The organism is Methanosarcina barkeri str. Wiesmoor (assembly GCF_000969985.1).
Taxonomy (GTDB): domain Archaea; phylum Halobacteriota; class Methanosarcinia; order Methanosarcinales; family Methanosarcinaceae; genus Methanosarcina; species Methanosarcina barkeri_B.
In genome coordinates, this window is the sequence record NZ_CP009526.1 from 4,547,089 (window position 1) to 4,559,544 (window position 12,456).

At 40.8% G+C, this 12,456-nt stretch carries 10 protein-coding genes and 1 tRNA gene; 4 read left to right on the forward strand and 7 right to left on the reverse strand.

The annotated features are described in order from the left end of the window. The first annotated feature begins 390 nt into the window (after window positions 1–390). The gene (locus tag MSBRW_RS18730) at window positions 391–714 is read left to right on the forward strand and encodes a hypothetical protein (protein ID WP_011306240.1); all 324 of its coding nucleotides are present in this window, start codon (window positions 391–393) and stop codon (window positions 712–714) included. A gap of 760 nt (window positions 715–1,474) precedes the next feature. Here the strand turns inward: MSBRW_RS18730 and MSBRW_RS18735 are convergent. Next, a tRNA-Gln gene (locus MSBRW_RS18735) sits at window positions 1,475–1,547 on the reverse strand. 1,133 nt (window positions 1,548–2,680) lie between these two features. Between MSBRW_RS18735 and MSBRW_RS18740 the strand changes: the two genes are divergently transcribed. After that, entirely contained in the window at window positions 2,681–3,466 is a 786-nt protein-coding gene (locus tag MSBRW_RS18740; RefSeq protein ID WP_048136580.1) for a helix-turn-helix transcriptional regulator, read from the forward strand. 172 nt (window positions 3,467–3,638) lie between these two features. On the opposite strand, the gene MSBRW_RS18745 is transcribed toward MSBRW_RS18740, so the two are convergent. After that, complete coding sequence (locus MSBRW_RS18745; protein WP_011306239.1) at window positions 3,639–4,562, reverse strand: UbiA family prenyltransferase; 924 nt, start codon at window positions 4,560–4,562, stop codon at window positions 3,639–3,641. Between the two features lie 572 nt (window positions 4,563–5,134). Next, window positions 5,135–5,737: an acetate uptake transporter gene (locus MSBRW_RS18750; protein ID WP_011306238.1), complete on the reverse strand. Its 603-nt coding sequence runs from the start codon at window positions 5,735–5,737 to the stop codon at window positions 5,135–5,137. A gap of 246 nt (window positions 5,738–5,983) precedes the next feature. Here MSBRW_RS18750 and gpmI point away from each other — a divergent pair, with 246 nt between their 5' ends. Together gpmI and MSBRW_RS18760 are read left to right on the forward strand one after the other, a co-directional pair. Further along, on the forward strand, window positions 5,984–7,528 hold the full coding sequence (gene gpmI, locus MSBRW_RS18755; protein WP_048102665.1) for a 2,3-bisphosphoglycerate-independent phosphoglycerate mutase: 1,545 nt from the start codon (window positions 5,984–5,986) through the stop codon (window positions 7,526–7,528). A gap of 284 nt (window positions 7,529–7,812) precedes the next feature. Then, window positions 7,813–8,769 (forward strand): beta-ribofuranosylaminobenzene 5'-phosphate synthase, encoded by a 957-nt coding sequence (locus MSBRW_RS18760; protein ID WP_011306236.1) that lies wholly within the window; start codon window positions 7,813–7,815, stop codon window positions 8,767–8,769. 25 nt (window positions 8,770–8,794) lie between these two features. On the opposite strand, the gene MSBRW_RS18765 is transcribed toward MSBRW_RS18760, so the two are convergent. From MSBRW_RS18765 to cbiQ, 4 genes are read right to left on the reverse strand one after another with little or no spacing between them, the layout of a single operon-like run. Next, entirely contained in the window at window positions 8,795–9,136 is a 342-nt protein-coding gene (locus MSBRW_RS18765) for a hypothetical protein (protein WP_011306235.1), read from the reverse strand. 59 nt (window positions 9,137–9,195) lie between these two features. After that, entirely contained in the window at window positions 9,196–10,326 is a 1,131-nt protein-coding gene (locus MSBRW_RS18770; protein ID WP_011306234.1) for a cation diffusion facilitator family transporter, read from the reverse strand. Continuing rightward, window positions 10,244–11,614, reverse strand: coding sequence for an energy-coupling factor ABC transporter ATP-binding protein (locus MSBRW_RS18775; RefSeq protein WP_011306233.1), 1,371 nt, complete (start codon window positions 11,612–11,614; stop codon window positions 10,244–10,246). The genes MSBRW_RS18770 and MSBRW_RS18775 overlap by 83 nt, the downstream gene beginning before the upstream one ends. Window positions 11,615–11,644: 30 nt before the next feature. Further along, on the reverse strand, window positions 11,645–12,427 hold the full coding sequence (gene cbiQ, locus MSBRW_RS18780) for a cobalt ECF transporter T component CbiQ (RefSeq protein ID WP_011306232.1): 783 nt from the start codon (window positions 12,425–12,427) through the stop codon (window positions 11,645–11,647). Window positions 12,428–12,456: the final 29 nt, after the last annotated feature.

Genomic DNA, 12,456 nt, shown 5'->3' on the forward strand with positions numbered 1-12,456 from the left:
TACTGCATAATCTCATCAGAATACTTACTAAATCCAATTAGATACTTTTTTATATTGCATTGTCTCATCAGTTTACCATATTTAACTTCCTGTTCGGCCTCAGTTAGTAGCTCCTCCGGTGTCTCTACGGTCAATTCGGTAAAGTGTTTTATAGCTAATGAGTAATTCTTTTCCGTGTTCGATCGCGGGTTTAGAGTGTACAGCCACTCCCTAATTACCGGATCATTACACAAGTCGTTAAAGTGTATAAGAAAATAACCAGGCTTATAATCTATTAACTTTGGACCGACACTTTAACAGGAGTATTCCGCTTGATAATTTTGAAACAAGCTATATTACAGAATGCTTGCGTATGCGGAACAATTTCTACAGGTATGTTAGAGGTATACGATGGAGACTAGAGATACAGTATTTCTTGTTGTGATGGTTCTGTCATCCTTTCTTCTATCTTTTGAGTGGCTTAGAAGGTTTGCATATAAACCAACAAATCCCCTGATTATTCTATCGGTTATGGTTCTGGTAGGAACACTAGCTGTCATGCTCATCTCTGTTAACAATAGGCTTCAGGAACTCGAAAACAAAATGGAAGCAAAGGACCGCACCCTCAAGGTCAACATGGAGGGTACAGAAACAAAGATTGAAGAACGGATGAATGAGCTATCAAGCAAAATTGATAATGCAGTTTACGAATTCAACCGCAGAAAATACCACTAATCTCATCTATAATATTTTATTTTAAGGCAAAACATTTAATTTCCTATTTTAAAAAGCATAGTTTGAATCCCAGAATTTGTTAACAATCAAATTTAATTTTTTTATATAGGAGTACTTAATACTTTAGAAGTATGCTCATTCTAGGGCAGGGATCTTCTATATATGCAAAGTGAATTGAAAAAAAAGACTTAAGTACTTTTTGAACGGATTCTCAAGCTACATTCAGTTTTGAATTTAATTTATTGACATTTATCCAAATATTAATCCTAATATATGCTAATTTTTAATATCCATCATCTATGGAGTCATTTTTTGGGTCATAACAAACGACTCCATGATTTTCAATACCTTTTTGATATCTTTATTTATAAAAAGTAGATTTCGGAACTAAGGAGATTCGGAACTACTGCAGTTACAGGAATTATGAAATACATGAAAAAATCCGTTAAGTACTAACATTTCATGCGGTCTTTTCAGCCAGGGCAATCTAGAGCAATACCAAGGCAATGGCAATAAATAGGTGAGTTTTGGTAAGCCCGGGTACATTGTTCCTGGCAACTATGCGTACTAGAAAGAAAAAAGCTGGCTCAGTCTAAAGCAAAATATTACGTAGATGTCCCGATGAATTCATTATATAAAGCTATCGGCTGGATCGTCGAACTGATTATGGAAAGAAAAACGCTAAAGGAAATAGCTGAACTAAGAAAATAATCCTTTTTAAGTCAGTTGTTGACTTCACTTTATATATAAAATTAAATAATAGTCCTGAGCGGATTCGAACCGCTGTCCCGGGCTCCAAAGGCCCGAAGGATTGACCACTACCCTACAGGACTGCATGTTAAAGCTTTTACTTATAGATTAATTCTTGTACTTAATTTTTGTGCCAGATCAGAACTGTTTTATGTTAATTTTCCAGAAATATTTCTTTCCTCTTTATTCTTTATTTCAATAATTCTTGTCAGGACTTTACATATCTTTATACTTTTCGATACAGTCTTTTTTTGGCTTTGAAATATCTTCCATGGAACTATTTTTCGCTAACAGGCAATTTTTCATATAATTAATTTAAAATAATTTATTTCATTATTATATTGTGGAGCTGGAAGAGAAAGGGTATGATTGAATAGCGAAGTAGTGTATTGTGACAGAATTACCCGGGAGCTGGCAGTTCTTGCTTCAGGATATGTTAGATGGGAGCATACTTATGAAGCGGCTGTATTGGGGGATACAGCAAACGGATTGAATTGCTCTCGGGCATCTCCTTACTTAGCTGCTTTTCTTCTTACTTAGATATTTGTGCATTCTTAATATCCACTGGCTTGATTTTCGCAGCAGGAATTGTATTGGTTGAAATTTATGTTGCCCCAGTCAGGGAAAGCTTAATATTCATGTTTAAGTTTGAGGTATTTTCTAGCTTAATTATCATCAGTTTTGCTTTCGAAGAAAAATTATAATTTTAATACAGATAAAATTTATTTATCCGTATTGAGTACACTTCTCATTTGAATCCTGCGTAATTTTTTAAATTACTTATTGCCGTTCTTAGTGATAAATATTAATTTTTTACTTATCATTTTCGTCCTATTTTCAGGGGGAAATCAATACTGAGCTTATATTAATAAAATAATTTAATATCATTGACATCTGTAATTTATTTTAATATCAAAAAATATTATTTGAATAGTAATATTATGTTTTCAGAAGACTGAGACACAAAATCCAGAATAGGAGAAAAAAAATTATAAATAACTTATACACTTTTGAAAAAGATAATATATATTGAATTCGTATAGCATTCTAGCAATGCTATAACATCTGAATAGAACTGCTAATCTTTAATCTGGTTAAAAAATGAGAGGGGTACAAACTGAAATTATGTATATTGTAAACCAGAAGCAAAAATCCTACTTTGGACGTTAAACCCCGATTAGCTCCCGAAACGTAATAAAATAGTGGGTTGATAGAAGTGAAAGCTAACGGACTCTTAAGCATTCTCACCTTTTCAGAAAAAAGGAAGGATATTCTATTTTTACTTCAAGAGAATCCAAGAACTCTTTCCGAAATTAAAGATTATTTTGATGTAAGGTCACCTGAAATCCTGCCTCGCCTTAAAGAAATGGAAAACGCAAATTTGATTATCAGGCAGGAGGGAATGTATCGACTGACACCTATCGGAAAAGTTTCAGCCATACATTACAAGCCCTTACTGGATACTCTAACAGCTATAGAAGCAAACGAAATTTTCTGGAAAGAACACGAACTTACTGCGATTCCTGAAATATTGTTGAACAGACTCCAGGAACTCAAAGAGTGCAGAGTCGTAAGAGATGAACAGGAACATATTTATGATACTCATAAGGCGTTTATGGAGAATGTAAGGGCTTCTGCCCACTTCATGGGCTTTTCATCTATTTTTCTTCCAAGCCATCCCATTTTGTTTTTAGATTTAGCCCGCAGGAATATTCCTATTTCAATAATTCTTACACCTAATGTATTTTTTAAAATAAAAAGTGAACATAGTGTTGAGATTGAAGAATTCCTTAAATACAAGCACACTGGCCTTTATGTATACGACAATGCAAAAGTAGCCTTTGTGGTAACAGACCGTTTCTTATCCCTTTCACTTTTTTTCAAAAATGGAACTTTTGATCCTCGAAACGACCTGATAGGTTTTGACTCGCCTTCAATTAAATGGGGAGAAGATCTTTTTAAGTATTATAAAGAGAACTCAATTGAAATAAAGGACCTATAAAATATATTGAAAGTTTCTGGAAAGAAACCTTCAAATTGGAGAAAGCAATCGGGATTGCAGGATTTGGTTTTTTCCAGGTAGATCTCCAAATAAATGGGCAAAATTTTCTAAATATATTTATGTTTCTTCACTGCGTTCTCACTTTCACGCAAATTTTCATTCTTAATATATTTTATGCTAGGAAAACACTTGCAATAGTTCTCAATCCGACAATCGAGGTTGATTCTCCATCTACAAGAATTGTTCTTTCTAACTTGCGGAAACGAGACTCTACGTTATCAGTTTTTGTATAATTATGGATGCAGATCAGGCCACATATAAAGCTGTAGAGGATAATGATAGGTTCAAAAGCAAGAACTCCATTAATTAGAGAAATACCAAGAATCAAGTGGGAGAGCAGGTGCAATCCGAGAAGGAAATTACGGGTATTTTGTACTCCAAGGCTTACAGGAAGGGTTTTGAGACCTGCGAGAGTATCTCCTTTGATATCTTTGAAGTCATATATAGCAGAATTGATGAAGAGCTTAACCCCAAAGAAAGTGAAAACTAAAAGTATGGGGAGCATGCTCTTACAGGTGCTGCCTGCAAGCCCTGAAATGAAGGCCCCCCATGTGAGACCTACAACAAAATTTTTGACTCCAAGACCACCTTTGAGTTTTAAAGCGAATTTTCCAATTTTAATGCCTTTACTATAAAGGAAGCCGGTTACGAGAGGTAAGAATGCAAGTACTAGCATTCCTTCTTTTGCCAGTACATAGCTCCCTATCACGAAGGTAATCAAAGAGGCTGCAAACCCTATTTCCTTTCTTGATCCACTTAACTCTTTCCGGTTTACAATATCTTCTTCTGAGCCAAGAGCCCTATCGAGCGTATATACACTGTAAATTACGAGTCCTCCCGCAATACAGGTGAATATACTTGAATGAATTTGAAGCAGGAGGAAAGCAATATGAATCCTTAGTGCGCCTGAAAACGCAACTAAAATGGAACTTTTTAAAAGTTCTAGTGTGGCATTATTTTTCCCAAATTCGGGGGTATTCTTTCGTCTGTACCTGAGAAAACGTTCAAAACTTCCGAAAAATACATTGGAGCTCATAAAAATAATATTGGAACACTTTTAAATATTATTTATTCAGTATAAGATTTTACAATGTTTGTAAGGTATAAGGAATCGTCTATGTTTTAGAGAAATAAGCTAACACTAGCTGAGTAAACTAATGATTATTTTAGAAGAAAATCATGTTCTCACTATCCTTAAAAAGATTGGTGTGTATCCTGAAGGACATTTAAACAATTAAAATATTTTTCATACACACGCCTGCGGTTTCCATAGTAAGAAATAGATGTAAACTACTCACTCGAAACAGCGAAGAGCCTTAAATAAATCTGCCGGGTAGAACTAGTGCCGCTTCAATCCTCAAGAATTCACCAATCACGAATAATTGCAATCGATTTTATACGACATTTTATCGTTGACATAACATTAGTGGAAATCTTGGAAAAACGATTCAAAATATACTTGAATAAAATCTATTTAGGACTAAGTGAAAATTTACGAAAAAATTAGCTATTACAGGAAATAAAAGCTTTTCCGAAAGGCCCTGATAGGCAGGAAAGAGAAAAAATTAAAAATAGGGGGCAATAAAGCCCAGAAAAGGATTACAACTATTATAAAGGAACTATTTTCTTTCCATATGCTTCATTTAATACTTGGCCAAGGGCTGTGTATATTGCAGAGAGTCCTGTAAGGATTCCTTCATAACCAGCTATCTTCAGGATTCCAGTGCTTCCCAGATAATTTCCTGCTGCAAGCAAGAAGAACAGGATTGTAAGGGTCAGGAAAACAACGGAGAGAGCCCTTGAGCCTTTGAGCGTACCTATGAACATGAATAGGGTGAAAACTCCCCACATGAACAGGTATGCAGCAAATGGTAGTGACTCTGTGGCCAGCCCTGCATAGTCTGGAGACTTAGGAATAAGGACAATCCCCACCAGAGATAGCCAGAAAAACCCGAATGAGGTAAAAGCCGTGGCCCCAAAGGTATTTCCTTTCTTCCATTCCTCGATTCCGGCAATGACCTGAGCTAACCCACCGTAAAAGATGCCCATCGAAAGGATCATCGCATTCATTGGATAGAAACCCGCATTGTGTATATTCAAAAGCACAGTTGTCATTCCGAAACCCATCAAACCCAGAGGAGCAGGGTTTGCGGATAAATCCGTGATTTTTATATCACGAATATTCATGACATCTTTAATATTTTGACTCATAAAATTAAATCCTCCTTCCCGTTACCGGAAATTTAGCCTAAACTTCCAATAAAAATCACATTAAGAAAATCAATTGTTTTTAAGGTCCATTTTTCACATTTCGGAAATATGTAATTGTTAATACTTATAATTAAGGACAGTAATTATATTTTTAATATAATATAAATATATTATATAAAAATTTACAAGTGCTGTTAAGAGTTTTCATAATAAGTTATTTATGAACGGGTGTGGAATTTGCTTCATATGACTCAGGCAAAAAAACCACTTATGCTCATTATTCTTGATGGCTGGGGCTACAGGGAAGCAAGAGAAGGAAACGCTATCCTGGCAGCTAGAACTCCAAATCTTGACCACCTGATAGAAGAATATCCCTGGTGTTTCTTAGAAGCCTCAGGGGAAGCTGTAGGCCTTCCAGAGGGCCAGATGGGAAACTCAGAAGTCGGGCACCTGAATATCGGGGCAGGGCGAATTGTGTACCAGGATCTAACCCGAATAAATTTCTCCATAAGGAAAGGTGACTTCTTCAAGAATCCTGCTTTTTTGGGTGCAATTTCAAATGCCAAAGCCAACGATTCCAGCCTGCATCTCATGGGGCTTGTCTCCTACGGAGGCGTTCACAGCTATATGGCCCATATTCATGCCCTTATCAAGCTCGCACAGCAGGAAGGGGTGAAAAAAGTATATATACATGCTTTTTTGGACGGCAGAGACGTGCCTCCTAAAGCCGCCCTTAAAGATATAGAGGAGCTTGATGCTTTTTGTAAGGAGAACGGAAATGCTAAAATTGCAACTATATCAGGGCGCTATTACGCAATGGACAGAGATAAGCGCTGGGATAGAACAAAACTTGCCTATGATGCCCTGACTATGGGAGTTGCGCCTTACAAAACACCTGATGCAGAAACTGCAGTTTCTGAAGCTTATAAAAGAGGAGAAACTGATGAGTTTGTAAAACCGACTGTAATCACAGATTCAGAAGGAAAGCCTGAGGCAGTCATAAAAGATAATGATTCTATAATCTTCTTCAATTTCAGGCCTGATAGAGCAAGGCAGCTTACCTGGGCTTTTGTAAATAAAGACTTTGAGAACTTTCCCAGAGAAAAACACCCGAAAGTTTACTATGTTTGTATGGCCCAGTATGATGAAACACTGGACTTGCCTATAGCTTTCCCACCGGAAGAACTTGAAAATGTGCTTGGCGAAGTACTGAGCAAGCAGGGGCTGGCCCAGCTTCGGATTGCCGAAACCGAAAAGTATGCTCATGTGACTTTTTTCCTGAACGGAGGACAGGAAAAATGCTATGAAGGAGAGGATCGCTGCCTCATCCCATCACCAAAGATTGCTACATATGACCTTAAGCCCGAAATGAGTGCATATGAAGTTACGGAGGAAGTTATAGGGAGGATTCGGTCAGGAAAGTATGATGTGATTGTCCTTAACTTCGCAAACATGGATATGGTCGGGCACACCGGAATCTTTGAGGCTGCAGTAAAGGCAGTGGAAGCCGTAGATAGCTGCGTGGGCAAAATTGCCACGGTTCTGAAAGAAGTAGGAGGTGTAGCGATTATAACTGCAGACCACGGGAATGCCGAACAGATGGAAAACCCGACAACGGAAGAGCCGCATACTGCACATACTTCAAATCCGGTAAAGTGCATTTACTTCGGAAATGATGAAGTTAAAGGACTTAAGAACGGAAAACTGTGTGATCTTGCACCAACCCTTCTAGAACTCCTCAAGATCCGAAAGCCTGAGGAGATGACAGGAGAATCTCTTATTATAAAATAATAATTAAAGAAGGAAAAAATAATCTGAAAATTACTAAAGAACGAGAAAAACAGCCGGAAATTTCAGAAACCTTTATTTTTTCGTCCTAATTGTTCCCTTTTATAATTTTCCCTTCGATTCCTTCTCTTTTTATACTTCACTTCTTTTGTTATTTTAATTATATATAGAATTAAAATTGGGTAAAAGATAATTTTTAAAAGATTAAATACCAGCAGCTACAATAAAAGGGGCACAAGACTTCAGAAGTCATAAAGCTTTAAGTGCAGTTTTGGAGTTTAACAGGAATGATCAAAATAACCACTCCTTGCCGAATTCATATGACACTTATTGATATGAATGCGGAGATCGGAAGAGTCGATGGAGGAGCAGGACTAACCCTTTCCTCTCCCAATATAAAAATTACGGCTGAAGAAGCCGATGGAGTCAATATAGAAGGCCGGCAGGGTTTTGCCGATCGGATGAAAAGAGCTGCAGAATCCCTGCTTCCAGAGGGTAAAGGAATCAGGATAAACGTACAGGAAGTGTACCCAGCACATGTAGGTTTCGGATCAGGAACTCAGTCATCCCTGGCCGCGGCAGCAGCCGTTAATGAACTGTATGGGCTTGGGAAGAGCGTTAGAGAACTTGCACTTGCAGTAAAAAGAGGAGGGACTTCGGGTATAGGAGTAGCTGCTTTTGAGAAAGGCGGGTTTATAGTTGACGGAGGGCATAAGTTCAACGATAAAAATGGTTTTATGCCATCAGCTGCCAGCAAAGTACCGCCCGGGCCAGTGCTCTTCAGAGAGGATTTTCCTCAATGGGACATGGTAGTAGCAATCCCCAACGACAAGGGAATGCATGACCAGGAAGAAGTCGAGACCTTCAAGAAATTCTGCCCCCTCCCTGTAGAAGAAGTCAGGGAAATTTCCCATGTCGTACTCATGCAGATGATGCCTGCCGTGATAGAAGAAGATATAGTGAATTTCGGGGCCGCAGTAAATCATGTTCAGACTGTTGGCTTTAACAAAAGGGAGAGCCTTATCTGGCCTGAGTTTGTGAAAAATATTGCATCTTTTATGCGCAGCCGGAGCTACGGAGCCGGGGTAAGTTCCTTTGGGCCTGTAGTATATTCTTTTGTAGACAACAAATCAGAAGGCAGGCAGCTTCAGTCGGAAGTCCAGAAAATGCTTGACGAGTCGGTAGGTGGAATCACAATGATGACTCGGGCAAAGAACAGCGGTGCAGAAATATCTGAAATATAAAAAGATCCTCGCTCCTTTTAACTCATTACTTTTTTTTGATTTTCATTTGTTCCCCGCAGCAAACAAATTCTTTAAGGTCACAACAGCCTTCGGACAGGCAGCTCAGGTTGCATTCTTTTACAACCGTCAGCTCAAAGCCGCAGTGTCTGCAGACCAGGGAATCCCCTGTCTTCAGTTCATAGCAGGAATAGGTCCGCAGTTTCATCGGCTCGTTACAGCAGATGAACTGGGAGCGGGTACAGCACCCCTCACCTTCATAGGCTTTCTCACATTCGTTTACGACTTTTAGTTCAAAGCCGCAGTGCTCGCAGACCAGGACCTGTTCCTTTTTCAGATCATAGCACCTGGCATTTATCACTTCCGTCATTTTTCAACCTCCATTAGTTCTGTTCTCAATGTCTTGCTGTTCAGCTTCAAATTACCCGTTCAATGCTCATGCGGAGGATATCCCACGTGCTCATGTTCCTCAATGCGGTGGTATTCTTCCCCGGAATACCCCATCGGGTCCACATGAATGACAGCGTTGGAAAGATATTCAAGGTGATGCATCATTTCATGCCTGACATCCATAGCAATTTCATGCCCTTCTTTAACAGATAGCACGGGATCAACTGCTATGTTCACTTCAGCATGCAGCCTGTGCCCTATCCAGCGCACTCGTACTTCTTTTATTTCCTTCACCCCTTCAACATGGACGATTTCATGCTCAATTTCCTCTACTACTTCCGGGTCCACACCGTCGAGCATACGGGTAAAGACAGCTTTGCCGGAGTCCCAGACAATGTGCAGGATTGCCAGGGTGATAATAAGTCCTATAATCGGGTCCGCAAGGGGATAACCGAGCCAGACGCCAACAGCTCCGAAGAGCACAGCCAGGCTTGTATACCCGTCTATCCGGGCATGGTAGCCGTCGGCAATAAGGACTGCACTTCCTATTTCCTTTCCTACCTTGACCCGGAATTCAGCCACGATTTCATTTCCTATAAACCCGATAATTGAAGCAGCAGCAACGGCTCCCAGAAAACTCAAACTCTGGGGGTGGAAGAGCCGGTCGATTGACTCATAAGCTACCACCAGGACGCTAAAGAGCATCAGAAAGACTATTAAAACCCCTGCCAGGTCTTCTACTCTGCCGTAGCCGTAGGTGAAGCGCTTATTCGCTTCCCTGCGAGAGAGAATAAAGGCGAAACCCAGGGGGATCGCTGTTGCGGCATCCCCGAAGTTATGGATGGTATCAGCAAGAAGAGCGACACTCCCTGTGACGTACACGATTACAACCTGGACCAGAGCGGTTGCCATGAGCCCTACAAAAGACCACTTGACAGCCCAGATCCCCCTTTCCGTGGAGATGATGGAAGGGTCTACAGCCCCATGGGTGTGAACATGGGCGTGCTTGCTGTGGTTGTGGGTATGTTCGTACTCTTCAAAGTCAGCGTTTGGAAGCGTTTGAATTCCCCCGGTAAATTCCCACTTTTCAAGAAGCTTCGGATTTTTGTTCTTTGACTTCCAGAACTGCCTTCCAATCCTGAGCCTTTCCTGTTTCCCTGTTAAAAACACCTACTTTAATCCTGACCCCACTTTTTTTACAGTAGTCCGAAATCCGCCTGACAGCGTGGTCCACCATCCCCCCGCCTGTAAAAATCAGGACGTTCTTCCCGCAAAGTGCCATCAGGATGGATTTATCGATTACCCCGACAGTGAAATCCAGTTTCAGGTGATCACTCTCCAAAATGAGTTTGGTCCTTTTACCCATCGCACCAGTTACATCGAAGTCTGCGGAAGCAAGAAGTTCTTTGATTTCTTTAAGTTTATAGCTGTCCGTATCATAGACAAGAACTTTCCCTATCCCAGCCGCCTTCCTCTTTACAGCCACGATAGCCTGCCCATTCTCATGAATATGTAGCACCCTTGCATCCATAACTTCCTCGGAACACTGCTTCCCGATCTCTTCCATATATAACCCGAAGTCAAGCCTATCCCCTTCTTTAACTCCTTCGGGCACATCCACCCAGATAAGGGATGGGGGTTTTAAAGTATCCACGATTTCGGGAACTGTTTTTGGCACTCTGTTTACTGAAGCCATATTTCTTTTCTGGATCTCGTAGTAAATCTCAAGTATCATGGGAATCTTGAGCCCGGCATCTTTGAGCATGCCAGGATCGCAAAATACCTCCTCAGGGGTGCCGCTCCCGATGATTTTCCGGTTTACGAGAAGGTAGATGTAGTCAGCCCAGGAATACGCAAAGTCCACATCGTGAGTTGAGATCACGATTGTCTTTTCGAACTGGTTCAGCTCATTTAACAGGTCGAGGATCTCGTCCGCCCCTACGGGGTCCAGGTTGGCAAGGGGCTCGTCAAGGATGATAACTTCAGGTTCCATCACCACAACCCCTGCGACTGCAACCCTCTTTTTTTGTCCCCCGCTCAAGTGGTGAGGGGGCTTGTCTTTTAGTTCCAGAAGCCCCACATATTCCAACGTCTCGTTTACTTTTGCAACTACTTCTTCTTCTGTCATCTCAAGGTTCGTGGGCCCGAAAGCCACGTCCTGGTAAACTGTAGGAGCAAATATCTGGTCATCGGAGTTCTGAAACACGATACCTATGCTTTTACGTATCTCCCGGAGAGAAGGTGTGTCGTAGAGAAGTGGCTTGCCGTGAAAGATGATTTTCCCTTCCTGAGGTTCCAGAGTACCGTTCAGGAGCAAGAAAAGAGTGGATTTTCCGGAACCGTTGGGCCCCACAAAGGCAATCTTTTTTCCCTTATCAATCGAGATGCTGATCCCCTCTATTGCCAGGGTGCCGTCCGGATAGGTGTATTTAAGGTCTGTTGTCTCCAGAATTGCCATTGTCCTTAACCTCAATCAGGGGTTCATTCATTATACTATCTGGACGTTTTTCGTGAAGTACAGCAGGAGTAAAACGGATAAGAAGTATGCTGCGGTCAGTACGATTTCCGGGGCTTTTATCGGTCTTTTTGCTTCAAAAAGGACCAACTTTCCACTGTAGCACCTTGAATTCATAGAGACAAAGAGCTTCTCACCCTGTTCCCAAGCCCTTATGAACAGGGTGCTTGAAAGCATTGCCAGGGAGTGAAACGAAGTTTTCATGTCCTTATACCCAAGCCTGGTGCTCTGGGCAAATTTAATAGAAACGGCAACGTCCAGAAAGACGAAGATATAGCGGTAGATCAGCATGGAAAGTTCCACAAAGACATCGGGTAGTTTCCAGGCCTTAAGGACGGAAAAAAGCTCCACCATGGGAGTCGTAAGCGCCAGAAAAAAAAGACAGCACATGCCTCCAAGTGTTCTTGCAAGAACCAGAAATGCCATATTAAGCCCGCCGGTATTTACTGAAAAACGGTAGCCAAATAGGTCGAAGCTAAAAAGTTCGGGACCGATCCCGAAAAAAAAGGCTATTATCACAATCCCGGCTAAAGAAAAACCCACCGGAGCTCCAAGGATTTGCAGATATGCCTTTTTATTGGTCTTTCCGAGATAAACCGTTGCAAAGCTCATGCAAAGGGCTATGAAAAGGGGTGGGATTGGAGAGATAGAGGACACCCCTGCAAGTATCCCGAAAGCCGCTGCTATCATCTTGAGGTTGTTGTTCGTATGCCTCAGAGGACTCAACAGAGCATAATCGTCCATCATCCTGTGCATGCCGGTGTTGCCTCCCCTCAATTAGCTGC